Source organism: Mycobacterium sp. BK086, from assembly GCA_004362315.1.
In the GTDB taxonomy this organism is placed as follows: Bacteria; Actinomycetota; Actinomycetes; order Mycobacteriales; family Mycobacteriaceae; genus Mycobacterium.
On sequence record SNWL01000004.1, the window covers coordinates 645,571 to 670,615 of the forward strand.

Genomic DNA, 25,045 nt, shown 5'->3' on the forward strand with positions numbered 1-25,045 from the left:
AGCCCATGCGGGCCTTCGTCTGTCCGGTGTGCCACAACTTCGTTCCCTTCGAGCGCAGCCGGTGCCCGTCGTGCGACAGTCCGGTGGGCCTGCACCTACCGAGCAAGTCGATGGTGGCGCTGGGTGACGGCACGGCTGAGATCGACGGCGCCGAGTGGACCCGCTGCACCCAGACCGAGACGCTGGCGTGCAACTGGCTGGCCGCGGAGTCCACCGACGCCGACGCGCGGGGGCGTTGCCTGGCGCATTCGCTGATCCGGCGCGAGCCTGACGCCGACGACACCATCGCCAGGGAGAAGCTGCCGTCGGCCACGCTCGCGTTGCGTCGTCTCGTCTACCAGCTTCACGACCTCGGCCTGCCGGTCGACCCGTATTGGCGCCGCGACGGCGGCCTGGCCTTCGACCTGCTGTCCAGTTTCAGCGGCGAGCGGATCACGATCGGTCACGCCAACGGGGTGATCACCATCGATCTGGTGGAATCCCTTGACGCATACCGAGAATCGCTGCGGGTACGGCTCGGCGAGCCGTACCGCACGATGCTGGGCCACTTCCGCCACGAGGCCGGGCACTACTACCAGAACGTTCTCGTCGAAACCGATTCGGGCGCAGAGCGTTACCTTGCGCACTGCCGGGAGCTGTTCGGCGACGAGCGGGCGAGTTACACCGACGCCCTGACCCGCCATTACGAGCATGGCGCACCGGCGGATTGGCAGTCGTCGTTCATTTCCGAATACGCCACCATGCATCCGTGGGAGGACTTCGCCGAGTGCTTCGCCCACTATCTGCACATCACCGACACCATCGACACCGGCAGGGAGGCGGGCATGGTGCTGCTCGCCGACCGGGTGCGCTTCGCCGCGCCCCGCGACGTGATCCCGCTGGAGTCCTATGCCGGCGTGCCGATCGACCAGTTGCTCGACGACTGGAAGTGGATTTCGCTGTTCTTCAATCGGGTCAACACCGCGATGGGTAGGGGCCCGCTGTACCCGTTCGACATCAGTGCGCCGGTGGCCGACAAACTCGGCTTCGTCCACACGGTGGTCCGGGAGTCCGCTCAGCGTTTGGCCGGCGGCGCGTAGGCCGGACGGCCGAGGCCGAGGATCTGCTGGGCGATCATGTTGCGGAAAATCTCCAGCGTTCCGCCGTAAATACCGACAGGAGAAGCCAATCGGAAGATGTACTCCGCTCCCCCGTCGTCGGCCGCACCCTTGGTGGTGACCGGCAGGGTGGCCGCGGTACCGAGGATGTCCATCAGATCGGGTGAGATGTCGCGCATGGTCTGGGCGATCAGCACCCGGCCCGACATCGCCGGTGCGCTCAACGCGGCCTCCAGGCGAGCGGCTGCCCGTCCGAGTCGGTAGGCCACCGAATCGTCGTCGACGGGCGCGACCGCGGCCACCCGGTCGACGGCCTCGGCCGTCAGCAGGATGTGCTCGGTCATCGTTGCGAGCTTGTCCAGCCCCTCGGTATTGCGCTCGACGGTGCCGTGTTCGGAGTTGAGAGCATCGCGCAGGACCGTCCAGCCGCCGTTGACCTCACCGATGCGGTACTTGTCGTCGACGCGGACATCGCTGTAGTACGTGATATTGGTGCGGTCCCCGTCGACAGTGCGGATGCCCTGCACTTCGACGCCGGCGGCGTCCATCGGCACCAGGAACATCGTCAGGTTCTTGTGCTTGGGCCCATCGGGGTCACTGTTAGTGATCAGGAACACGTACTGGGCGTTGTGGGCGTTCGACGTGAACATCTTGGCCCCGTTGATGATCCAGCCGTCGCCGTCCCGCACGGACTTGGTCTTGACGGTCGCGACGTCCGATCCGCCCTCGGGCTCGGTGTAGCCAAGGCACAGTCGAGTGCGACCGGCGAGCACCGACGGCATGATCTCGGCCAGCAGACCCGGGTCGGCGAACTTGAGCAGTGTGCGCGCCACCATCATGGTCGTCGGCCAGTGGAACCACGGGGCGTGCGCACGCCCGATCTCGAGTTCGAAGATCCTGCGCTGCACCGCGCTGAAACCGCCCTCGGCCTCGGTGTTGAAATCCCGCGCCAGGTAGCCCAGCTCGGCCAGTGCGAGGTGCAGACCTTCGTGGAAGTTCTCGCCGGTCTCCCGGTCGTGGGCGTGGACGTCCTCAGTCACCAGGCGACTCAGATCCGCCTGAAGCTGACGCTGGAACGCCTCGTCCTCAGCCGACAGCTCGACCCGGGAGAAATCCATGGCCGTTACATTACTCAGCCTTGTTGTAACTCCGCCAGGATCTCCTCGGTGTGCTCACCGAGCTTCGGCGCCACCGAGCGGGGCGCCCACGGGGTGCCGTGGAAATCCGCGGGTGTGGCGACCATCGGCAGCGAGCCGCCGTCGTCGGGAACGTCGACCAGCCCGCCCGCGGCGTGGAACTGCTCGTCGCCGAGGACGTCTTCCATCGAATTCACCGGCGACCAGAACAGCTCGGGCTCGGTGTCGAAGGCCGCCGCCCACTCGTCGAAAGTCTTGGTCGCGAAGATCTCGTCGAGCGTCGCGATGAGCTCACGGGAGTTGATCGCCCGGTCGCGCGCGGTGGTGAACCTGTTGTCGCTCAACCATTCCGGATGACCCACCGCCCGGCACAGCGACGGCCAGTGCCGATCGGCTTCCAGCCCGACGATCCAGAACCGCTTGCCGTCGGCCGCCAGGTAGTTGTTCATGCAGGGGTTGAACATCGTCTCGCGCTGCCCGATCGCGATGGGCCGCCCGCTCAGCAAGAACGTGTTGAGGTCGAAGCTCACGGTATAGGTGCCCTGGCGATACAGCGAGGTGGTGACCAGCTGCCCCTCACCGGTGCGGGCGCGGGCGACCAGCGCGGCGTTGACGGCGCCGGCCAGCGTCATCCCCGTCATGTGGTCGCCCATCCCGCCGCGCTGGAACGGCGGGCTGTCACCGGGCCGGGTGAGCAGATCGGCCACCCCGGAGCGGGCCCAGAACGCCGCGACGTCGTAGGCCGGGCGGTTGGCTTCAGGCCCCTTCTCGCCGTATCCGGTGATCAAGCCGTACACCAGCCCCGGGTTGAGCGCGGCCACCTTCGGATAGTCGAGGTCGAGTCGGGCGAGTGCGTCGGGCCGCACGTTCGTGATGAAAACATCTGCGCTTGCCAGCAATTGGCGGGCCGTCGCCAGACCGCCATCGGTGGTCAGGTCGAGCACGATGCTGCGCTTGGAGCGGTTGTCCATCTCGAACGGCGGGTTGCCGCCGTCGTCGAGGCCGAGCATCCGGCCGAACATCCGGGCGGGGTCGCCAGTCGGCGGTTCGATTTTGACGACGTCGGCGCCCCAATCCGCCAGGATTCCCCCGGCAGCCGGCCCGGCGACCCAGACGCCGAGCTCGACAACCTTGATGCCCTCCAGCGGTCCCGCCATCGGTGCCCCTTTCGCTCTGCGCCCAAAGGCTAGTGGTTCCGCGCGCGGAGAATGCTATTCTCCTCTAGGAGATTAAGGAGTTCCATGAAGAGAACGGAAAATCCCACAGACCTGGACACCGCGACCCTCGGCCGGTGGCTCGATACCCAGGACGCCCCCGGCGCCGGTGAGGAACCCGCCGTCGAGGTCCTCAAGGGCGGATCGCAGAACATGCTCTACCGGGTCAACCGCGGTGGTCAGGGCATGGTCCTGCGAATGCCCGGCCCCCGCGCCGACGAGCGCCGCCTGAACGAACTACTCCGCGAGATCCGCCTGGAACGCGCGCTCAAGGGCACCGACGTGCCGCACGCCGAGCTGATCGCCGCCGACGAGAGCGGCGAGGTGCTGGGCAAGCCGTTCTACCTGATGAAAGAGGTGGACGGCTGGAGCCCGATGGAGGGTGGCTGGGAGACCCCGTTCGACACCGACCTCGACGCCCGCCGCGATCTCGCCTTCCAGTTGATCGAAGGCGCGGCCAAGCTCGGCCGGGTGGATTGGAAGGCCCAGGGCCTGGAGGGCTTCGGAAAACCGGACGGCTTCCATGACCGCCAGGTCGACCGGTGGCTGGCGTTCCTCGCCGCATTCCAGGTGCGCGAACTGCCCGGCCTGGACGTCGCGTCGCAGTGGTTGCGCGACAACCGGCCCGCGCACTACACCCCCGGGATCATGCACGGCGACTACCAGTTCGCCAATGTCATGTTCGCCCACGGGGCGCCGGGCCGGCTGGCCGCGATCGTGGACTGGGAGATGACGACGATCGGCGACCCGCTACTCGACGTCGCGTGGGCGCTGCTCGGCTACGACGGCGAGAACCCCAAGGACGACGGCTTCTACCTGCCGATGGAGGGTATGCCTTCGCGCAGCGAGTTGCTGGCGCACTACGAGAAGGTCAGCGGACTGTCGACCGAGAACATCCACTACTACCTGGTGCTGGCCAACTGGAAGCTGGGCATCGTGCTGGAGAAGACCTACGCCAGCGCGGTCAACGGTGGCAAGGCCGACCCGAAAGTGGTCGAGGCTTTCGGCGCGATGGTGCCCGGCCTGATCGCCACCGCCGCCGACCTGGCCCAGGCCGGGGAGGCCTAAATGGGTTACGCAGACGACCTTTTCGACCTGACCGGCAAGGTGGTGCTGGTCACCGGAGGTAGCCGGGGTCTTGGACGCGAGATGGCGATGGCGGCCGCGCGCTGCGGCGCCGACGTGATCATCGCCAGTCGCAAGTTCGACGCATGTGAGGCGACGGCCAAGGAGATCGAGGACGAAACCGGCCGAACCGCAATGCCGTACGGCGTTCACGTCGGGCACTGGGACGAGTTGGACGGACTGGTGGCTGCGGTCTATGACCGGTTCGGCAAGCTCGACGTGCTGGTGAACAACGCGGGCATGTCGCCGACCTATGACAAGCTGTCCAATGTCAGCGAGAAGCTGTTCGACGCGGTGATGAATCTCAATCTCAAAGGGCCATTTCGGCTTTCGGCACTTGTCGGCGAGCGGATGGTCGACGGCGGCGGCGGGGTGATCATCAACGTCAGCACCCACGGATCGCTGCGGCCGCATCCGTCGTTCATCCCGTACGCGGCATCCAAGGCCGGCTTGAACGCGATGACCGAAGGCCTGGCCGCGGCGTTCGGGCCGACCGTGCGGGTCAACACGCTGATGCCCGGGCCGTTCCTCACCGACATCAGCAAGGCGTGGGACTTCGGATCGGAGAATCCGTTCGGCCGACACGCGTTGCAGCGCGCCGGCGAACCCCACGAAATCATCGGCGCCGCACTGTTCTTGATGTCGGACGCATCCAGCTTCACCACCGGCTCGATCCTTCGGGCCGACGGCGGAATCCCCTAAGGAGTCAACACATGGCATGGGACTTTTCCACCGAGCCGGAGTTCGAGGAGAAGCTCGAGTGGATCCGGAACTTCGTCCGCGACGAGGTCGAACCGCTCGAAGTGATCTTTCCGAGCTGCGAGTTCCTCCCGCTGAACGAGGAACGCCGCCGGATCATCGACCCGCTCAAGCAGAAGGTCCGCGACCAGGGCCTGTGGGCCCCGCACCTCGGGCCCGAGCTCGGCGGGCAGGGCTTCGGCGCGGTCAAGCTCACGCTGATCAACGAAATCCTCGGTCGCGCAACATGGTCGTCGATCATCTTTGGCACCCAGGCGCCGGATACCGGCAACGCCGAGATCCTGGCCCGGTTCGGCACGCAGGAACAGAAGGATCGCTACCTGACCGGGCTGCTGTCCGGGGAAATCTTCTCCACGTTCTCGATGACCGAACCCCAAGGCGGCTCGGATCCCCGAGTGTTCACCACCCGCGCGGTGCGCGACGGCGACGAGTGGGTGATCAACGGCCGCAAGTACTGGTCGTCCAATGCCTCGGTGGCCTCGTTCTTCATCGTCGTGGCGATCACCGATCCCGATGTGCCCGTACACAAGGGCGCCTCGACCTTCCTGATCCCTGCCGACACTCCCGGGGTGAACATCGAGGCGACGCATCACTTGGTCGGCTCCTATTCGCATGACCCCGGCCATTCACTGGTGCACTACGACAACGTCCGGGTGCCGGCCTCGGCGATGCTGGGTGAGGAAGGCGGCGGCTTCCACGTCGCGCAGTCCCGCCTCGCCGGTGGCCGCCTGCACCACGCGATGCGCTCCATCGGGGTGGCCCAGCGCGCCATCGACGCGATGGCCCGGCGCGCGAAAAGCCGCTTCACTCAAGGCAGTCTGCTGGCCGACAAGCAACTCATCCAGGAGATGGTCGCCGACTCTTTCGTGGAGCTGACCCAGTTCCGGCTGATGGTGCTGCACGCCGCGTGGCTGGTCGACACCGGTGGTGAGCGCGCGGCCCGCGAGGCGATCGCGGCGTGCAAGATCGCGACCGCGAACGTGCTGAAGTCGATCGGCCTGCGTGCGATCCAGGTACACGGCGGGCTGGGCCTGACCGACCAGATGCCACTGACCAGTGTGCTGATGGGTGGGATCACGCTAGGACTGGCGGACGGGCCCACCGAAGCGCACAAGGTGAACCTGGCCCGCCAGATCCTCAAAGGGTACGAAGCCGAGGACCCGGTGTGGCCCAGCGAGTTCCTTCCCAATCGCATCGAGCGGGCCCGCGCGAAGTACGGGCACCTGATCGATCGCATTCCCGCGCTTCCCGTTTCGCCATGACCGACCGGGCCGCGGCCGCCGTGGTGCGGGCGCTGGACGACCGGCAGCGGGAAGCCACCGAAGAGGTGGAACGCATCCTGTCCGCCGCGATCACGGTGATGCAGCGGGTCTCCCCCGACGCGCCGCGGGTCAGTGACATCGTCGCCGCGGCCGGCGTGTCGAACAAGGCGTTCTACCGGTATTTCGCCGGCAAGGACGACCTGATGCTGGCCGTCATGGAACGCGGTGTGGGCCTTGTGGTCTCGTATCTCGAGCACCAGATGGCCAAGGAAAGCACGCCCGTCGGCAAGATCACCCGGTGGATCAGCGGATCGCTGGCGCAGGTCGCCGATCCGGAACTGATCGGCATGAGCCGGGCGCTGGTCGGGCAGATGTCGGCCTCGGATAAGCGGCGGATGGGTGAGGAAGAGACCATGGCCGCGATGCGCGACCTGCTGGTCGGTCCGATCCGGGATCTGGGCAGTGCCGATCCCCAGCGTGATGCCGATGCGGTGTTCGTGTGTACCGTCGGCACGATGCGCCGCTACGTTGATTCCACCGACCAACCGGGTCGCAAGGACATCAGCCACCTCGTCGGGTTCTGCCTGCGCGGGCTCGGCGTCGGAGAAGGAGAACGCTGATGCGCGCCGTCGTCTGCCGCGAGTACGGCACCCCCGAAGACCTCGTCGTCGACGAACTGCCCGACCCCACACCGGGTCCCGGGCAGGCGGTGGTCCGGGTCCGCGCGGCCGCCGTCAACTACCCCGACGTGCTGATGATCGCCGGGAAATACCAGATCAAGGTGCCACCGCCGTTCAGCCCCGGCAGCGAGATGGCCGGTGAGGTACTGGCCGTCGGTGAGGGCGTCGACTACCAGCCCGGCGACCGGGTGTCGGCCACCACGTTCGTCGGCTCCTTCGCCGAGCAGGCGCTGGTCGACGCCCGCGGCCTCACGCGCATCCCCGACGGCGTCGACTATGCCGATGCCGCCGCGTTCGGCGTCACCAACCGGACCGCCTACTACACGCTGCGCACCGTCGCACCGGTGCAGCCCGGCGACTGGGTCGTCATACTCGGCGCGGGCGGCGGAGTGGGCCTGGCCGCGGTGGACATCGCAGTTCTGATGGGCGCCAGGGTGATTGCCGCGGCGTCAGGTCCCGAGAAGCTCGAGGTGTGCCGCCAGCGCGGGGCAGAAGCCGTCATCGACTACGAGGCCGAGGACCTCAAGGCCCGGCTCAAGGAGATCACCGGAGAGCGCGGCGCCCAGGTGGTGCTCGACCCCGTCGGTGGCCGATACTCCGAACCGGCGCTACGCGGCCTGGGGCGCGGCGGAAAGTTCGTCACGCTCGGCTACGCGGCAGGCGAGATCCCCAAGATCCCGCTGAACCTGGTGCTACTCAAGGGAATCACCGTGCAGGGCATGGAAATCCGGACCTTTATGACCGACTACCCGAACGAGATCGCCCGCGACGACGCCGAGCTGGCGCAGCTGTTCGCCGACGGCAAGCTGCGCCCCTACCTGGGCGCCCGGTTCCCGCTGGAGCAGGCGGCGACCGCGCTGCGCTACGTCGCCGACCGCAAGGCAATCGGCAAGGTCGTCATCGACGTCGCCTAGGCAGGCCTAGGGCGTGATGATGTTGAAGCTCGGATCGGGCTGATCCAGCGCGCCGAGCAGCGACTGCAACGCTTGCGGATCACCGCTGGTCTCCAGGCCGGGTGAGGTGAAATCGCCTGCCGCGGCGGCTAATAGCCGCAACTTGGTGACCAGCCCGATGGTGGCGGTCGCGGTTGACTCATCGGCCGGGCACTGCCGGTAGACCAGCACCCCGTTGCGCAGTGTGAGCCGGTAATTTGTGCCGAGATCGGCGAACGTCACGTCGAGTGCGATATCGAGATCCCATGCGCGCGGCCCGTTTACGCTGATCGCCAGCACGTCGAACATCTGCTCCGGCGTGAGCTGAGCCAGCAGCGTGGTCGGCGACACCTGCGTCGGTGTGCCGAAGTTCCCGTCCCGCAGCTCGGTGGACCCGGACAGGAAGAAATTGCGCCACGTCGCGCACTCGGCGCCGTACGCCATCTGCTCGAGGGTGTCCGCGTAGAGCTCCCTGGCACCGGCATGATTCTCGTCGGTGAAGATCGCGTGATCGAGAAGAGTTACCGCCCAACGGTAGTCACCTGACTCGGTGGCAGTCCGGGCCAGTTCGACCACCCGGTCGATACCGCCCATGGCCTCGACGTAGCGGGGCCCGATCGCCTCTGGTGGATGCGCCCACAACCGGGCGGGGTTGCCGTCGAACCAGCCCATGTAGCGCTGGTACACGGCTTTGACGTTGTGGCTGACCGATCCATAATAGCCGTGGGCGTGCCACGCCTTGTGCAACGCGGGCGGCATTTGGAAGCCCTCGGCGATCTCGATGCCGGTGAAACCCTGGTTGAGCTGGCGCAGCGTCTGGTCGTGCAGATAGGCGTACAGATCACGTTGCAGGGAAAGGAATTGGACGATGTTGTCCTGTCCCCAGGTCGGCCAGTGATGCGAGGCGAACACCACGTCGGCGCGGTCGGCGAACGTGTCGATGGCCTCGGTGAGATAGCCTGCCCACCCGTGCGGGTCGCGGACCAGGGCACCGCGCAGCGTCAGCAGATTGTGCAGGTTGTGCGTCGCGTTCTCGGCCATGCACAGGGCCCGGAACTTCGGGAAGTAGAAATGCATTTCGGCGGGCGCCTCGGTGCCCGGGGCCATCTGGAACTCGATCTCGATACCGTCGATGGTGTGCTTCTCACCGGTGGTGGTGATATCGATCGTCGGCACGATGATCGCGACCTCGCCGGTCGACGGCGTCTGCCCCAACCCGCAGCCGACCTGGCCCTGCGGCCCCCGCTCGAGGACCGCCCCGTACATGTAGCCGGCCCGGCGGGCCATCGCGGTACCGGCGTAGACGTTCTCCTGGACCGCGTGCTCGGTGAACCCCTCCGGCGCCAGAATCGCGACCTTGCCCGCGTCCACGTCGGCCTGGGTGGTCACCCCGAGGACACCGCCGAAGTGGTCGACGTGGGAGTGGGTGTAGATGACAGCGACCACGGGCCGATCACCGCGGTGCGCGCGGTAGAGCGCCAGCGCGGCGGCGGCGGTTTCGGTGGACACCAGCGGATCGATGACGATGATGCCGGTGTCGCCCTCGATGAAGCTGATGTTGGACAGGTCCAGCCCGCGCACCTGGTAGATGCCTTCGACAACCTCGTAGAGACCCTGTTTGGCAGCCAGTGTGCTCTGTCGCCACAGACTCGGATGCACCGACGTCGGAGCGTCACCGGCGAGGAATCCGTAGGCGTCGTTGTCCCACACCACCCGACCGTCGGCGGCTTTGACCACACACGGGGTCAGCGCACCGATGAAGCCGCGGTCGGCATCGGCGAAATCAGCGGTGTCCTCGAACGGCAGGGACGTCAGGTGCTCGGCGTGAGCGGCTTCGATGACGGCGGACGGCGGCTTCGGTTTCATACCTGCCATCCTTGCCTAGAGCGCGGGGGTCAGGTCCAGAATCCGTTGAGCGGTTCGGCGTACTTGTCGTTGTTGGTCATCGTCGGCACACCGAGCGCATCCTCGATCGTGCGCAGCGTGCTGTAGTGGTCGTAGTGATCGGTGACGACGAACGCACCGCCCTTCATGCCACCAGCGCTGACCGCCAGCGGCGATGGGATCACGACGGTGACGACGTGGTTGCCCTCGTTACCGAAGCCAAGCGTGATGTTGTTGTTGTCCTCGTCGAACGTGATGATCAGCACCGACTTCGTGGTCTTCCAGACGTCAGAATTCATGATCGTCGGCACGTTTTCCGCGAGGAACTGGTCGAGCGCTGGGACGTTGTACTGGTGGCGCGGATCGATCTGCGAGAACGCGAAGTGCGCCACGCCCGCCAGGGTGTCGACGGGGCCTTCACCGTTGGAGTCCTCGTCAGCGGCGAACCACACGAAATTCGGTGTGGTGGCGTCCGATTGGAGATCGGTGGCCATCTGCGTCAACGGGAACACGTGCGCGGCGGCGTAGGCCTGGTTGTCGCCGATTCCGGCGAACGCCGGCCACGGGGTTTGGTCCGTCGAATAGTTCGCCGTCGACTGCAGCGGCTGGCCTGGCGTCATGCCCTGCGCGTAGGCCGCCCACGTCACCCCGGCGTTGTCCATGGTGAAGGCCAGGTTGTTCGGGTCGTTGATGCACACCGAATCGCAGTTGTAGGTCTTGCCGTAGACCTGGCCGCCGGCGATCGCGTAATAGTTCGGCAGGCTGGGATGGGTCACGGCGTAGTAGTTGTTGGCGAGCCCGTAGCCGTTGATCAAGCTGTTCAGGAACGGCGCGTTGGGGCTTCCGACGATATCGCTGTAGCCCTTGTTCTCCATGTAGACCAGGAACACGTGATCGAGCGGCTGAACATCCGACACCGGCGGTGACGGGTCTGGCGGGGCGGCCTGAGCGGTCCCGATGCTGAAGGACAGGTTATCGGCGTAGGCGTTGTTGAATCTGGCGGTGAAACCGATCACGACCGGATTCAGGTCGTGCATGGTGAGCGTGACGACTGCGCTACGCGTGCCCACCGGGACCGTGCCGGTCGTGGTGCGCTGGCGGAATCCGGTCTGTCCCAACCGATCCAGGTTCGACACCGGACCGATGGTCGAACTACCGAGGTAAAGCTGGTTCTGGTCGAGGAAGGTCACTTTCACCGTAGCGAAGGACGGGTCGAGCAGGTAGCCGCCAAGGTATCCGTTGAGATTGAATGGCACTGTGCCGCTGTCGATGTCAGCACTGGAAGCGCTGAGGTCCACCGTCTGGGTGAGCGCGGACGTGGCTACGTCGCCGCCACTGAAGAATTGGTTACCACCACCGGGCGGCGCAGCGTTGACACCTGGGAACGACACGATCGCAGGAAGATTCGGCCATGCGAAGCTCAAACCCACCGGCCACGCGTTGCGGAGCTCACCATACTTGACCACCGTCGGGGTACCGGTCGCCGTCCACCCGGGCACGCTGACCGCGCTGTTTCCGTAGCCGGCGGTATCGCCGAGTTCAGCGCCCGCATTCGTCAGCAGGTTGGGACCTGTGACGGGGAGCGCGGCGGTCGTGACCGCGCCCGCCTTCGCGATACCCGTGATGCGGCGCAACTCGTTGCCCGCATAGGCCAGCATCGACGAGATGGTCGCCGGCGTAGGCGGCGTGCCATCGCCGAGGAGCGCACGCAGGTGAACGCTGGGAAGTCGCTGTGAAGCCGAAAGTTGCTGAGGCTTGCCTAATTTCGCGGCCGACGGCCCTGCCGCCAAACTGGGTGTCGCTCGGTGCGACTTGCCCACTGCCACCGGTTTTGGCTTAGTCGCCGTGCTCTCCGAAGCGGCCGACGAGTTCGACGGCTGGGCATCCGCGACGCACGGCGTGCTCGCCAACCAGGAACCGATTCCGAGGGCTACCGCGAGTGCCCCGACCCTGCCGATGTGTGCTGCATTGCCCATGACCCGTACTCCCGCCACCCGATCCATCAGATGGTACGAAGTACGGGCCCTGCGCGGACCGTTATTGACGGCTCAGTTCGGCGCGCTCAGGTCGTAGACCTCGGTGCCGCCGATGTCCTGGGCGCTGAAGTGCTGCTGCACCCACTGCGTGATCTGGCTGCCGGAGCCGGAGTCACCGCCCGGTCCGCCACCGTGTCCGCCGCCGGGACCGCTGCCCGCGATGAAGTAGCGGACCTGTCCACTGGCGACATAAGCCTGGAACTGATCCAGTGTCGGCGAGTTGTCGCCGCCGCTGAATCCACCGATCGACATGATCGACGTGCCGGTGCGCAGCTCCAGGCTGCCCGCGACGTGTGACCCGACAGTTGCTGCGGCCCAACGATTATCAGCCTTTGTGAGCATGCCTTTCAACTCGGTGTTGTCGGATGCCTGCTGCCCGCCCGGGCCGCCGGGACCACCGAATCCGAAGCCCCCGCCCGCGCGGGCCGGACCGGACGTCGGGATACCGCCGCCGTGGTTACCGGCGATCGTCTCCACGGTGTAGGCCGCGGTGGCGCCCAGACCGAACAGCAAGCCCGCCGCGGCGAGCGCGACCGTCCACCGGCCGAGACGATGTGCCCCCGCCAGCAGCACCGCGGTCACCAGGATCGACCCGATCAACACCACCCAGCGCAACCACGGCAGCCAGTCGGGGGTGCGGTCGAGGAGGATGAAGTTCCACACCCCGGTCACCACGAGCATGACGCCCAGCACCACCCGAGACGTCACAAACTGCTTGCCACGCCACAGTTCTCGCACACTGATGCCGAGTACCGCGCCGATCGCCGGCGCCAGGGCAATCGTGTAGTAGGGGTGCATGATCCCCTTCATGAAGCTGAACACCACGACAGTGACCACCAGCCAGCCGCCCCACAGCAGCAGCGAGGCGCGAGTCCGGTCGGTGCGCGGTGCACGTCGGGTGAACCACAGCCCGGCGATCAAACCGATCAGCGCGGCGGGCAGCAGCCAGGAGATCTCGGTGCCCATCGACTCGCCGAACATCCGGGTGATCCCAGTGGATCCGCCGAACATCGGTGAGCCACCCATGCCACCGGGTCCGCCTCCGGAATCCGAGCTGCCGCCGGGATTCCCGTCACCCCCGAACACTCGACCCAAGCCGTTGTAGCCCAGGGCGAGCTGCAGCAGGCTGTTGTTGGTCGAGCCGCCGATATAGGGCCGAGAATCGCTGGGCCACACGCTGACCAGGGCCAGATACCAGCCGGCCGACACCACGATCGCCACCAGACCGACCGCCAGATCGCGCAGCCGCAGCCACACACTGCCCGGCACCGCGACCAGCACGACCAGAGCCAGCGCCGGCGTAACCAGCAGGGCCTGCAGGAGTTTGGCCAGGAACGCGAACCCGATGGCGACACCGGCCAGGGCGATCCAGCGGGTGGATCTGCCGTCCAGCGCGCGGATCAGGCAATAGCCGGCGATCACCATCAGCAGCACCAGCAGTGCGTCGGGGTTGTTGAAGCGGAACATCAACGCGGCCACCGGCGTCAGCGCCAGCACCGCACCGGCCAGCAGGCCGGCTCCGTACCCGCTGACCCGGCGGACCGCGCCGTAGATCAGTGCGACGGAGCCGACCCCCATCAGGGCTTGGGGCACCAGCATCGACAACGTGCCGAAGCCGAAGATCCGCCCGGACAGCGCCATCACCCACAGGGCGGCGGGCGGCTTGTCCACGGTGATCGCGTTGCCGGCGTCGATTGACCCGAACAGCAAGGCTTTCCAGCTCTGCGTGCCGGCCTGCACGGCCGCCGCGTAGTACTCGTTGGCCCAGCCAGCGGCATCGAGACCCCACAGGTAGAGCGCGGCGGTCACCGCCAGTAGCGCGAACAGCGCGGGACGCGCCCACCGCGGCCGCACTACGGGCGCCGGCTCCGCCGGAGTAACCAATGTCGGCCTTTCCTGCAAGGTGGTCATTCTGCGTCTCCCACAGTCTGGCCGGTGCGACGGGGGTGGAACACCCAGCCACGCAGCAGCACGAAGCGGACCACGGTGGCCATCAGGTTGGCCGCGATCAACACCAGCAATTCGATGACTCGGGGCGGCTCCCCGAGGGTGTGCAGCAGTGCCAGCGCGCCGCTGGTCAACGCCAGTCCGATACCGAAGACGAAGAACCCTTCGAACTGCTGGCGCGCGACGCCGGTGCGGCCACGCACCCCGAAGGTGTACCTCCGGTTGGCCGCGGTGTTCGCGATCGCGGTCACCAGCAGGGCCACCAGGTTGGCGCCCTGTGCGCCGATCGGGCGCAGCAGCAGGAACAGCAACAGGTAGGCCAACGTGCACGCGATGCCGATGGCGGCGAACCGCACACCCTGGTTCAGCAGAGACTTCGGCGCGCCGGCCTGGTTGCCGAACTGGGCGCCGATTGCCTGCACCGGAATCTGTCCGGACCCGAAACCCTTGAGCAAGCGCGCGATTCCCTTCAGATCGGCGACGGCGGTGGACACGATGTCGACCCGGCTGTCCGGATCGTCGATCCAGTCGACGGGGACCTCGTGGATGCGCAGGCCGCTGCGTTCGGCCAGCACCAGCAGTTCGGTGTCGAAGAACCAGCCGGTGTCCTCGACGTAAGGCAGCAGCTCGGCGGCGACGTCGGCGCGGATCGCCTTGAACCCGCACTGCGCGTCGCTGAACTTCGCGGCCAGCGTCGAGCGCAGGATCAGGTTGTAGCAGCGCGAGATGATCTCCCGCTTGGCTCCGCGCACCACGCGGGAGCCTCGGCCCAGCCGGGTGCCGATGGCCAGATCGGAATGCCCGGACACCAGCGGGGCCACCAGCGGAGCGAGCGCGGCCAGGTCGGTCGACAGATCGACGTCCATGTAGGCCAGCACGGGCGCGTCGGAGGTCGACCACACCGCGTGCAGTGCGCGGCCACGACCCTTCTGCTCCAGCCGCACGCTGCGCACCTCGGGCAGTTCGGCGGCCAGCTCGGCGGCAACCTCCGGAGTGGCGTCGACGCTGGCGTTGTCGGCGATCGTGATGCGGAACGAGAACGGGAAGTCCTCCCGCAGGTGGCGGTACAGCCGGTGAATCGAGTCGGCCAGCGCGGCCTGCTCGTTGTATACCGGTACGACGACGTCGAGCACGGGCACGCCGCGGTCGGAGGCGATCAGAGCTGCGTTACGTCGGCGTGCCACGCGGACGTCGGTGATGGTCATAAATCGATCGTCACCTGTGCCGGTGAGGGCCGAATTGGTGCTTGCTATGTGGCAGCTATGAATCCCTGCGACAGGTCGTAGACGGTGACGCCGTCGACCTCGCGGGACGTGAAATTGGCCCTCACCCAGCTCTGAATCCGCTCGGCGGCATCGCTGCCCGACCGGTTGCCGAACATGAATCCGGGCATTTCACTGCGCACGAACCAGTGGACGCGCCGCTGCGCGACATAGGACTGGAACTGCTCGAGGGTCGGGGCGGGGTCGGTGCCATTGAAGCCGCCGACGGCCATCACCGGCAGTCCGGTGGCGAGCTGATATCCGGCGGCGTTACTCGAGCCGACAGCCGCTGCGACCCAGGTGAATTGGTCGGCGTCTTGCTTCAGCGCCGTGGTCAGTTCGGCACCGGGCGTCGGTGCGTCGAACATCCCGCCCGGCGGCCCACCGCGGCCGTTCGCGGGCCCGACAGAAGGCATCGCGCCACTGTGCGGAGCGGCGACGGTCGCCAGCGTGAATGCCACGGGTCCACCCAGAGCGGCGATCAGGGCCGCAGTGCCCACCGCGACGCCGACGCGCCGGGGCAATCTGCCCACCACGAGCAGCAGGAGCGCACAGCCGATGGAAACCACCGCGATGGCGACCCGAAGCCAGGGCAACCACTGCGAATCACGTTGCAGCAGAACATAGGCCAGCACCGCGGTGATCGCGATCATCCCCGACAATGTGGTTGCCGCCCGGATATCCGCGCGCCGTCGCCACAGCAGAGTCGTACCGATCGCGAGGCCGCCGCCGATCGCCGGGGCCAGCGCCACGGTGTAGTACGAATGCAGAATGCCGTTGGCGTAGGAGAACACCACCGCAGTGACCACCAGCCAGCCACCCCACAGCAGCAGCGCCGCCCTCGTGACATCGGTACGCGGCGCGCGCCGAGTGATCACCAGGCCGGCTATCACCGCGATGATCGCGGCGGGCACCAGCCAGGCGATGTAGGTCCCCATCTCGCCGCCGAACAGCCGAGCCCAGCCGGCCTCCTGGTTGAGGTTGCCGAGCCCGCCCGTCTCGTCACCGGTGAGACGGCCTAAACCGTTGTAGCCCAGAGCCAATTCGACGATCGAATTGTGTTGCGAACCGCCGATGTAGGGCCGCGCACTGGCGGGCCACAGCGCAACCAGCGCCAGATACCAGCCTGCCGAGACCACCAAGGCCCCCACCGCCGCGAGCAGCCGCACGAGCCTGCTCCGCAGGGTCACATCAGCCGCGAGCAGGAAGACCCCCGCCAGCGCGGGCAGCACCAGAAAGGCCTGCAGCATCTTGGCCAGGAATCCCACCCCGACCGCGACTCCGGCCAACGGCAGCCACCACCATGCCGCGTCGCGGTCGAGTGATCGCTGAGTGAAATAGGCGGCAACGACCAGCGAAAGCACCAGCAGCGCATCGGGATTGTTGAATCGGAACATCAGCGCCGCCGCCGGCGTCAACGCCAGAACCGCCCCGGCGAACAGTCCAGCCCACGGGCCACTGACCCGTCGCACCGCGACGTACAACACCGCCACCGCAGCCACCCCGGCCACCGCCTGCGGCAGCAGGATGCTCCACGAATTGACGCCGAACAGCCGGGCCGACAGACCCGTCACCCAGAGAGCCGCTGGCGTCTTGTCGACGGTGATCGCGTTGGCCGCGTCGCTGGAGCCGAACAGCCACGCCGTCCAGCTCTCCGAACCTGCTTGGGCGGCAGCCGAATAGAACGCATTGGCCCACCCGCTGGCGCCCAGGTTCCAGATGTAGAGCACGGCCGTCGCGAGCAGGAGTACCGCCAGCCCGCCATAATGCCGGGCGCGGATCATGATTCGGCCGAGCGGGGTAACCGCACCGTGAACTCGGTCAAGCCGGGCTTGCTGCGCAGTTCGATGCTGCCGCCGTGCGCGCGGACCACGGCCGACGCGATGGCCAGGCCCAGTCCGGTCGACCCGGCCTTGCGGGACCGCGAGGTGTCACCGCGGGCGAAACGCTCGAACACCTCGGACTGCAGTTCGGCCGGAATACCCGGCCCGTCATCGGCCACCCGCAGCACCGCCACGTCTGGCTCGGCATGCAGCGACAACGTCACCGATGTCCCCGGCGGGGTGTGGGTGCGGACGTTGGCCAAAAGATTGGCCACCACCTGGTGCAACCGGGCGTCGTCGCCGGTGACATAGACCGGGTCGGGGGGCACGTCGAGGTTCCACTGGTAGTCCGGTCCGGCGATGTGGGCGTCGCTGGCGACGTCGGCCGACAGTCGGGACAGGTCGACCGGTTCGCGTTCCAGCGGACGACCCGAATCCAGCCGCGCCAACAACAAGAGGTCCTCGACCAGATGCGTCATCCGTTCGGCCTCCGACTCGACCCGGCTCATCGCGTGCGCGACGTCAGCGGGCACCTGGTCCCGGTTCCGTTGCGCCAGTTCGGTATAGCCGCGGATCGCGGCGAGCGGGGTGCGCAGCTCGTGGCTGGCGTCGGCGACGAATTGGCGCACCCGGCTCTCGCTGGCCTGCCGGGTCGACAGCGCGGTCGCGATGTGGTCGAGCATGCGGTTGAGCGCCAAGCCAAGTCGGCCCACCTCGGTGTGCGGATTGGCATCGGATTCGGAAACCCGTACGGGGAGCGCAACTTCGCCGCGATCCAACGGAAGATTGGCCACCTCACCCGCGGTCGCCACCACCCGGGTCAGCGGCGCCAGCGCCCGACGGTTGATCAGGATGCCGACGGTGGTGGCCACCGCCAGTGCGATCACCGCCACCACGCCGAAGATCAGCGCCACCCGCAACAGCGTCGCTTCGACGTTGTCCATACTCAGCCCGATGACCAAGGTCTCGCCGGTCAGCCGGCTGCGAATCGCCGTCACCCGATAGGTGCCCAGGCCGTCGAGATCGCGCGTCACGATCTTTCGGGTACCGGTGATCTGTGCCAGCTGGCTCACCGCACCGGGCGGCACCGCAGCGCGATCCCCACCCGGGCCGAGCAATCCCGCGTCACTGATGGTTCCGTTGGTGATGACGGCCGCGACCATCCCAATCGGCTGGCCCGGTGCATCGAGGAATTCCGGGCCGGGCCCGGGCCGCGGCCACGGTGGCCGGTTGCCCCGCATCGGCGGTGGCAACGGCGGAGGCGGCGGCTCGCCGTAGATGATGGCCGAGCGGCGCGCGGTCTCGTGCAGCTGATTGTCGACCTGACCGACCAGATAGTGGTGCAGCGCCAGGATCGTCACCGCGCCGATGCCGAGACAGACCACCAACAACAGGCAGAGCTGACCGATCAGCAGCCTGGCGCTCAGCGACCAGGTGCTAGCTCGCAGGCTTGAGAACATAGCCCGCGCCGCGCAGCGTGTGGATCATCGGATCGCGTCCACTGTCGATTTTCTTGCGCAGGTAGGAGATGTAGAGCTCGACGATGTTGGACCGACCGCCGAAGTCGTAGCTCCAAACCCGGTCCAGGATCTGGGCTTTCGACAACACTCGCTTGGGGTTGCGCATCAGGAACCGCAGCAGTTCGAATTCGGTCGAGGTGAGCGCGATGGGTTCGCCGCCGCGGGTGACCTCGTGACTGTCCTCGTCGAGCACCAGGTCACCGACCACGATCTGCGCGCCGCTGTCCTCTTCGGTGACACCGGTGCGGCGCAGCAGCGCCCGCAGCCGCAGCACGACCTCCTCGATCGAGAAGGGTTTGGTGACGTAGTCGTCGCCGCCCGCGGTCAGGCCGGCGATGCGGTCCTCCAACGCGTCCTTCGCGGTCAGCAGGAGGACGGGAAGCTGCGGGTTCTGCTCACGCAGTTTGCGCAGGACGTCCAGACCGCTCATATCGGGCAACATCACGTCGAGCACCACCGCATCCGGTCGCGAGCCGCGTGCCGCCGTAATCGCCGACGCGCCATCGGCGGCGGTGGCGATGTTCCAGCCCTCGTAGCGCAGCGCCATCGACACCATCTCGGCGAGCACGGTCTCGTCGTCGACGACAAGAACGGTGATCGGGTTTCCGTCGGCTCGTCGCATCACTACACGTTCGGCCGCTGAAGAGGTCATGTACTCCAGTATGCGAGCGCGAATTAGCCATCCCTATGGCATTGCTATGCGCCAGCTGTGAAACGTCGCGCACAGACCCCGCTGATCGCGCACACAGCGAACACCCAGGTTCGGTGCCCACCGTGGTGGCATGAGTGACCAACAGCAACCCGTGTGGGGTGCTCCCACAGACCACCCGAAGACGTGGTCAACCCGCACGACGGTGGCGGCCGTCGGCATCGCCGCCGCGCTGGCCGCCGTCGGTGGCGTGGTGGTCTATGCCGCCACCGGCGGTAGCGAAGGGCAAGGGCACGCCGGCGGCCCGCCGGGCTGGGGCGGGCCCGGTGGTCCCGGCGGCTTCCAGCGGACGCTGCACGGCCAAAACGTTGTCTCCGACGGTGAGGGCGGCTTCAGCACCGAGCTGACCCAGACCGGCAACGTCACCGCCGCCTCCGACACCTCGGTCACCGTGCACAGTCAGGACGGTTTCAGCCAGACCTATGTACTCGACGCCGACACCCGAAAGCCCGCACAGCCCCTGCAATCCGGTGAGCAGGTGTCGGTGCGGGCGACCCAGCAGGGCGGCGTGGCAACAGCCACGACGGTGATGCCCGCCAGATAATTTTTCGATGGGCTTCTACGAGGTCATCGAGACGGTCGGCAAGGGGATCGACGCCGCCGGCGTCGCCGTGATCGCGATCGGCGCGCTGATTTCGGCGGCCGGTGTGATCCCTCGACTCAAGACCGGGCAGGCCTACCTGGCGTTTCGCCAACAGCTCGGCCGCTCGATCCTGCTGGGTCTGGAGCTGCTGGTGGCCGCGGACATCATTCGCACCGTGGCGGTGACGCCCGACGCCCGCAGTGTCGCCGTGCTGGCTGGCATCGTGCTGATCCGAACGTTCCTGAGCTTCTCGCTCGAATTGGAGATCACGGGTTACTGGCCGTGGCAGAAAAACCGCCAGAAGCCAGCCACGCCTGACCCCGTCGCGCCGACGCCCGGGACAGCCACGCATCCGCAATGAGTTCGCGGAGTTCAGCCCGCCCGATCTCGCCGAGCCTGCTGGCGCGCACGAGCACCGACGGATGGCCGTTGAAATGCTCGGTGGTGAAGAACGGTGAATCGGGGTCCTGCACAAGACTCAGCTTGTCGGCCTCGGATTCCACCCATAGGATGATGATGTCGGTGTAGCGCTCGCCGGTTGCCGGGTCGGCCGCGTCGGGACGCGGAGTGCGGAAGTACACGAACGACTTTGCGCCGACTTGATAGACCGGATTGCCCTTGGGTCCTTCGATCCGGCTGACGTGAGGCATCGATGCCGCGAATTCGTGGACATCGCTGACCTTCGCCGGGCGGTCACCCATGACTCGACGCTACCGGTTCGCCATGATGGGGACGTGGACGAAAAGCGACGGGCCCGGCGTGCACGAATCTTCGACGCGATCCGCAAGACGCCCCCGGAACCGCTGGGGCCGCCCGATTCCCACGACCAGGGCGAGGTCGCGGCGATGCTGCGGGAGATCGGCATCGCCCTGCTGGAAGTCGAACAGCCCACCCAGCTGGTATTCGGGCGGCTGCTGGAGATCGCCGCGCAGTACACCACTGCGCCGGTGCGCATCGTGGTGCTGCCGACTGTCCTGATGATCCAGGTGGGCACCGTCGGCTACGAGGTCGACACCTCGACGACGTATTCGGTGCAGCTGAACATGGCCGGCCGCATCGATGACATCGCCAGCCTGGCCGCCGTCGGTGCGATCACGCCCGCCGATGCGATCGAGGCCACGCAGCGGGCTCGCACCCTGCGGCCGAGGTTCGGCCCCATCGCCACCACGATCGGATATGCCGTCACGACAGTGGGTTTCGGCATGATCATCAATCCCACGTGGGCTTCATTGCCCGGCTACGTATTCCTTGGCTTGGTGGTCGGTGCGATCGCCCTGCTGGGGCGGCCGTTCCCGTCGCTCAACCCGGTCCTGCCCACGCTGGCGGCGATGGTCGTGACGATCCTGGCGACCTGGTTCGTGGCCGACACCGCCAACGACGGCCTGCTCCGGGTGATCGCCCCGGCGTTGGTGGCGATGCTGCCCGGGATGTCGCTGACCATCGGCGCCATGGAGTTGGCCAGTAATCAGCTGATCGGCGGCACCAGCCGGCTGGTGTACGGCATCGCCCAACTGGCGTTGCTGGTGTTCGGCGTCGCATTGGGTGTGCACGTGGCCGGGGAGGTGCTGCCGCAGACACCGTCGACACAGATGGGGCCCTGGTCCTTGTACGTGGCGATCCTCGTGGTGGCGCTGGGGCTGTATGTCTACCTGTCCGCGCCGCGCGGCTCGTTCCTGTGGCTGGTGGCCGCGATCGCCGTCGCACTGGTGGGCCAGGCAATCGCCGGAAAGTTCGTCGCCGCAGCGTATTCCGGCTTCATCGGCGCATTCCTGACGGTGCCGTTCGCCATGCTGGCATCACGCATCAAGACCTCACCCCCGGCGATCGTGATGATGCTGGCCGCATTCTGGGCGCTGGTCCCCGGCGCACTGAGTTTCGAGTCGGTGAGCCAGGCCGCCACCGGCGGCAACATCGGGGTGGCCAGCCTCGGCGTCACCGCGGCGGCGATCCTGTCGATCGCGTTGGGCACGGTGATCGGCTGGAGCGTGTTCCGCACCATCGACAGCCGGTTGCCCTGGCCGAAGGGACTGGGTCAACCAACCGTACGGTAGGTTCTCCGGGGTGGACGACCTGAGCGCAGTGAGCGCGTGGATGTCGGAGCAGGGCCTGGGTGACGGCCCGCTGGAAAACGTCTCCGAGATCACCGGCGGCACCCAGAACGTCATGCTCCGTTTCACCAGGTCAGGCCGTGAGTATGTGTTCCGGCGAGGACCGCTGCATCTGCGGCCGGTCAGCAACAAGGTGATCCTGCGCGAGACCCGGGTACTGCATGCGCTGGCCGGAACCGACGTCCCGCACCCGCGACTGATCGCGGTGTGCGAGGACACCGCCGTCCTCGGTGACGCGGTGTTCTATCTGATGGAACCCGTCGACGGCTTCAACGCCGGGTCGATGTTGCCGCCGCTGCATGCCGGTGACGCCGAGATCCGTCACGGGATGGGTCTGTCGATGGTCGACGCCGCGGCCAAGCTCGGTGCCGTCGACCATGTCGCGGTCGGCTTGGCCGACTTCGGCAAGGCGGACGGATTCCTGGAACGCCAAGTGCCACGGTGGCTTTCGGAGCTTGAGTCCTACAGCGGGTTCGACAACTACCCGGGGCCCGAGATCGGCGATGTCGACGCCGTCGCGACCTGGCTGCAGAAGAACCAACCCACCGAATGGCAGCCGGGCATCATGCACGGCGACTACCACGCCGCGAACGTGATGTTCTCGCCCACCGGTCCCGACGTGGTGGCCATCGTCGACTGGGAGATGTGCACCATCGGCGATCCGCTGTTGGATCTCGCGTGGATGCTGGCCACCTGGTACGCGCCCGGCCGCGACTCGATGCTGGGCAATGCGCTTATGGGTGCCGGCGATCTGGCCACCCCGGACGAATTGATCGAGCGCTACGCCCAGAACACCACCCGCGACCTGTCCAATATCGACTGGTACACCGTGCTGGCCTGTTTCAAACTCGGCATCATCCTGGAGGGATCCAATGCCCGCGCCGCTGCGGGGCTGGCGCCCAAGGAGATTGGTGACCACCTGCACACCGCGACGGTGCGCCTGTTCGAGCGAGCTTTGGCACTGATGGAGGGACAACGATGATCGATTTCGAGATTCCCAGCGACCTGGCGGCGCTACGCGACGAGATACACGCGTTTGTCGTCGACAAAATCGTTCCCTACGAACGGGATCCGCGCATCACCCGGCACGGGCCCAACGAGGAGCTGCGCACCGAGCTCGTCGGCCTGGCCCGCGATGCCGGACTGCTCACCTTCCAGGCGCCGAACCGATTCGGCGGCCGCGAACCGTCCCACCGCGAACAGGCGGTGCTGTTCGAGGCCGCCGGTTGGTCCACACTCGGGCCGGTCGCGCTGAACTGTGCGGCACCCGACGAGGGCAACATGTTCGTGCTGTCCAAGATCGCCACCGAGGAGCAGGCCGAGAAGTTCCTGGTTCCGGTGATCGACGGCAGGCAGCGATCGGTGTTCGCGATGACCGAACCCGGCGGGGCCGGATCAGATCCGAATCAGCTTGCCACGGAAGCGGTTTTCGACGGCACCGACTACGTGATCAACGGCCGGAAGTGGCTGATCACCGGAGCCAACAAGGCGCGGACCTGGATCATCATGGCCCGCGTCGCACCGAACTCCCATGGCGCGGACGGCCCGACGCTGTTCCTGTGCGACGGGCAGACCCCGGGCATCGAGCTCGAGCGCGTGATGGACACGATGGACCGCAACTACGTCGAGGGCCACGGCGTGATCCAGTTCAACAACCTGCGGCTGCCCGCGTCGGCGGTGCTCGGCGAGGTCGGACAGGCGCTGCGCTACGCCCAATTGCGCTTGACTCCAGCACGATTGACGCACTGTATGCGCTGGCTGGGTGCCGCATCGCGGGCTCACTCGATCGCGATCGAACACGCCCGCACCCGCACCGGTTTCGGCAAGCCGCTCGGCGAGCATCAGGGCGTGGGCTTCATGTTGGCCGACAACGAGATCGCCTTGCAGCAGTGCCGACTGGCGATCTGGTGGGCGTGCTGGGCACTGGACACCGGCGCCAAGGGCCGCCACGAGAGTTCGATGGTGAAGGCCTACGTGTCCGAGGAGTTGTTCAAGGTCGCCGACCGCTGTGTGCAAATCCTCGGCGGCATGGGCATTTCCGATGAAACCCCGGTCGGTATGATCTTCTCGGACATGCGCGCGTTCCGCATCTACGACGGCCCGACCGAAGTGCACAAGTACGCGATCGCCCGCCAGATCCTGAGGAACCCGTCATGAGCGTCCTTGATTCGTTTCGTCTCGACGACAAGGTCGTCATCGTCACCGGTGCATCCTCGGGGCTGGGCGTGTCATTCGCGCAAGCCTTCGCCGAAGCCGGCGCCGACCTGGTGCTCGGTGCCCGGCGGGTGGAGCAGATGGCAAGCACGGCGGCCCTTGTCGAAAAGGCCGGCCGCAACGTGCTCACCAAGAAGACCGACGTCGCGGACCCCGACCAATGCCAGCAGCTGGTCGATGCGGCGATCGAGAAGTTCGGCCGGGTCGACGTGCTGGTCAACAACGCCGGCGTGGGCACCGCGGTACCGGCGACCCGCGAGACTCCCGACGAGTTCCGCAAGGTCATCGATGTCAACCTGAACGGCTCGTACTGGATGGCGCAGTCCTGCGGCCGGGTGATGGCGGCCGGAAGCTCAATCATCAACATTTCCAGCATTCTTGGCATCACCACCGGCGGTCTTCCGCAAGCCGCGTACAGCGCATCGAAGGCCGGGGTGATCGGACTGACCCGCGATCTGGCCCAACAGTGGGGATCCCGCAAGGGGATTCGCGTCAACGGGCTGGCGCCGGGCTTCTTCAAGAGCGAGATGACCGACGAATACCAGCCGGGTTACCTCGAACAGCAGCTGCCACGGATCGTGATGGGCCGACTCGGCGATCCCGCCGAATTGGCCGCTACCGCAGTGTGGCTGGCGTCGCCGGCGGCGGGTTATGTTACGGGCCAGACAATTATCGTCGACGGCGGGCTCACGATCACGTAGTGATAACGGTCACGCGTCGATTCGGGGCTTCTCAGGGCCTTCACAAGATGGCG

General features: G+C 66.8%; 22 protein-coding genes. 12 read left to right on the top strand and 10 right to left on the bottom strand.

The annotated features are described in order from the left end of the window. Positions 1-5 precede the first annotated feature (5 nt). The gene (locus tag EV580_RS13895) at positions 6-1,079 is read left to right on the top strand and encodes a zinc-binding metallopeptidase family protein (protein ID WP_133691750.1); all 1,074 of its coding nucleotides are present in this window, start codon (positions 6-8) and stop codon (positions 1,077-1,079) included. Here EV580_RS13895 and EV580_RS13900 read toward each other — a convergent pair. Both EV580_RS13900 and EV580_RS13905 read right to left on the bottom strand, forming a co-directional pair. Next, on the bottom strand, positions 1,055-2,215 hold the full coding sequence (locus tag EV580_RS13900; protein WP_133691751.1) for an acyl-CoA dehydrogenase family protein: 1,161 nt from the start codon (positions 2,213-2,215) through the stop codon (positions 1,055-1,057). The two genes, EV580_RS13895 and EV580_RS13900, sit on opposite strands and share 25 nt — an antisense overlap. A gap of 14 nt (positions 2,216-2,229) precedes the next feature. Continuing rightward, positions 2,230-3,390 carry a CaiB/BaiF CoA transferase family protein gene (locus tag EV580_RS13905; protein ID WP_133691752.1) on the bottom strand — a complete coding sequence of 387 codons (1,161 nt, stop codon included), beginning with the start codon at positions 3,388-3,390 and terminating at the stop codon, positions 2,230-2,232. Between the two features lie 84 nt (positions 3,391-3,474). On the opposite strand from EV580_RS13905, the gene EV580_RS13910 reads away from it, so the two are divergent. Genes EV580_RS13910 through EV580_RS13930 form a run of 5 tightly spaced genes read left to right on the top strand, consistent with a single transcriptional unit; the run spans position 3,475 to position 8,187 of the window. Then, positions 3,475-4,515 (top strand): phosphotransferase family protein, encoded by a 1,041-nt coding sequence (locus EV580_RS13910; RefSeq protein ID WP_133691753.1) that lies wholly within the window; start codon positions 3,475-3,477, stop codon positions 4,513-4,515. Beyond that, positions 4,516-5,274 carry an SDR family NAD(P)-dependent oxidoreductase gene (locus tag EV580_RS13915; RefSeq protein WP_133691754.1) on the top strand — a complete coding sequence of 253 codons (759 nt, stop codon included), beginning with the start codon at positions 4,516-4,518 and terminating at the stop codon, positions 5,272-5,274. An 11-nt stretch (positions 5,275-5,285) separates the two neighbouring features. Beyond that, a complete protein-coding gene (locus tag EV580_RS13920) occupies positions 5,286-6,593 on the top strand; it encodes an acyl-CoA dehydrogenase family protein (protein ID WP_133691755.1) in 1,308 nt (435 codons plus the stop codon). Continuing rightward, positions 6,590-7,213, top strand: a complete 624-nt coding sequence (locus tag EV580_RS13925; protein ID WP_133691756.1) for a TetR/AcrR family transcriptional regulator — start codon at positions 6,590-6,592, stop codon at positions 7,211-7,213. The genes EV580_RS13920 and EV580_RS13925 overlap by 4 nt, the downstream gene beginning before the upstream one ends. Further along, entirely contained in the window at positions 7,213-8,187 is a 975-nt protein-coding gene (locus tag EV580_RS13930; RefSeq protein WP_133691757.1) for an NADPH:quinone oxidoreductase family protein, read from the top strand. The genes EV580_RS13925 and EV580_RS13930 overlap by 1 nt, the downstream gene beginning before the upstream one ends. 6 nt (positions 8,188-8,193) lie before the next feature. Here EV580_RS13930 and EV580_RS13935 read toward each other — a convergent pair whose 3' ends face one another. From EV580_RS13935 to EV580_RS13965, 7 genes are all read right to left on the bottom strand, one after another. After that, positions 8,194-10,071, bottom strand: a complete 1,878-nt coding sequence (locus EV580_RS13935) for an alkyl/aryl-sulfatase (protein ID WP_133691758.1) — start codon at positions 10,069-10,071, stop codon at positions 8,194-8,196. Between the two features lie 29 nt (positions 10,072-10,100). Further along, the gene (locus EV580_RS13940) at positions 10,101-11,747 is read right to left on the bottom strand and encodes an alkaline phosphatase family protein (RefSeq protein WP_166654698.1); all 1,647 of its coding nucleotides are present in this window, start codon (positions 11,745-11,747) and stop codon (positions 10,101-10,103) included. 390 nt (positions 11,748-12,137) lie between these two features. Then, a complete protein-coding gene (locus EV580_RS13945) occupies positions 12,138-14,036 on the bottom strand; it encodes an ArnT family glycosyltransferase (protein ID WP_133691760.1) in 1,899 nt (632 codons plus the stop codon). Continuing rightward, the gene (locus EV580_RS13950; protein ID WP_133691761.1) at positions 14,033-15,277 is read right to left on the bottom strand and encodes a bifunctional glycosyltransferase family 2/GtrA family protein; all 1,245 of its coding nucleotides are present in this window, start codon (positions 15,275-15,277) and stop codon (positions 14,033-14,035) included. Before EV580_RS13950 ends, EV580_RS13945 begins: the two co-directional genes overlap by 4 nt. A 44-nt stretch (positions 15,278-15,321) precedes the next feature. After that, positions 15,322-17,118, bottom strand: coding sequence for a glycosyltransferase family 39 protein (locus EV580_RS13955; RefSeq protein ID WP_133691762.1), 1,797 nt, complete (start codon positions 17,116-17,118; stop codon positions 15,322-15,324). Continuing rightward, entirely contained in the window at positions 17,115-18,617 is a 1,503-nt protein-coding gene (locus EV580_RS13960) for a sensor histidine kinase (RefSeq protein WP_133691763.1), read from the bottom strand. Before EV580_RS13960 ends, EV580_RS13955 begins: the two co-directional genes overlap by 4 nt. Then, entirely contained in the window at positions 18,595-19,299 is a 705-nt protein-coding gene (locus EV580_RS13965; protein WP_166654736.1) for a response regulator transcription factor, read from the bottom strand. Before EV580_RS13965 ends, EV580_RS13960 begins: the two co-directional genes overlap by 23 nt. 160 nt (positions 19,300-19,459) lie before the next feature. Here EV580_RS13965 and EV580_RS13970 point away from each other — a divergent pair, with 160 nt between their 5' ends. Next, a complete protein-coding gene (locus EV580_RS13970) occupies positions 19,460-19,930 on the top strand; it encodes a DUF4249 domain-containing protein (RefSeq protein ID WP_133691765.1) in 471 nt (156 codons plus the stop codon). 7 nt (positions 19,931-19,937) lie between these two features. Then, positions 19,938-20,330, top strand: coding sequence for a DUF1622 domain-containing protein (locus EV580_RS13975; protein WP_133691766.1), 393 nt, complete (start codon positions 19,938-19,940; stop codon positions 20,328-20,330). Here EV580_RS13975 and EV580_RS13980 read toward each other — a convergent pair. Then, entirely contained in the window at positions 20,236-20,670 is a 435-nt protein-coding gene (locus tag EV580_RS13980) for an MmcQ/YjbR family DNA-binding protein (protein ID WP_133691767.1), read from the bottom strand. The genes EV580_RS13975 and EV580_RS13980 overlap by 95 nt on opposite strands. Positions 20,671-20,703: 33 nt before the next feature. Here EV580_RS13980 and EV580_RS13985 point away from each other — a divergent pair, with 33 nt between their 5' ends. From EV580_RS13985 to EV580_RS14000, 4 genes are read left to right on the top strand one after another with little or no spacing between them, the layout of a single operon-like run. Continuing rightward, positions 20,704-22,020, top strand: coding sequence for a threonine/serine exporter family protein (locus EV580_RS13985; RefSeq protein WP_133691768.1), 1,317 nt, complete (start codon positions 20,704-20,706; stop codon positions 22,018-22,020). A 40-nt stretch (positions 22,021-22,060) separates the two neighbouring features. Next, entirely contained in the window at positions 22,061-23,059 is a 999-nt protein-coding gene (locus tag EV580_RS13990) for a phosphotransferase family protein (protein ID WP_286171593.1), read from the top strand. Next, positions 23,056-24,234 (top strand): acyl-CoA dehydrogenase family protein, encoded by a 1,179-nt coding sequence (locus EV580_RS13995; protein WP_133691770.1) that lies wholly within the window; start codon positions 23,056-23,058, stop codon positions 24,232-24,234. Before EV580_RS13990 ends, EV580_RS13995 begins: the two co-directional genes overlap by 4 nt. After that, positions 24,231-24,992 carry an SDR family NAD(P)-dependent oxidoreductase gene (locus tag EV580_RS14000; protein WP_133691771.1) on the top strand — a complete coding sequence of 254 codons (762 nt, stop codon included), beginning with the start codon at positions 24,231-24,233 and terminating at the stop codon, positions 24,990-24,992. The genes EV580_RS13995 and EV580_RS14000 overlap by 4 nt, the downstream gene beginning before the upstream one ends. The last annotated feature ends 53 nt before the right edge of the window (positions 24,993-25,045 follow it).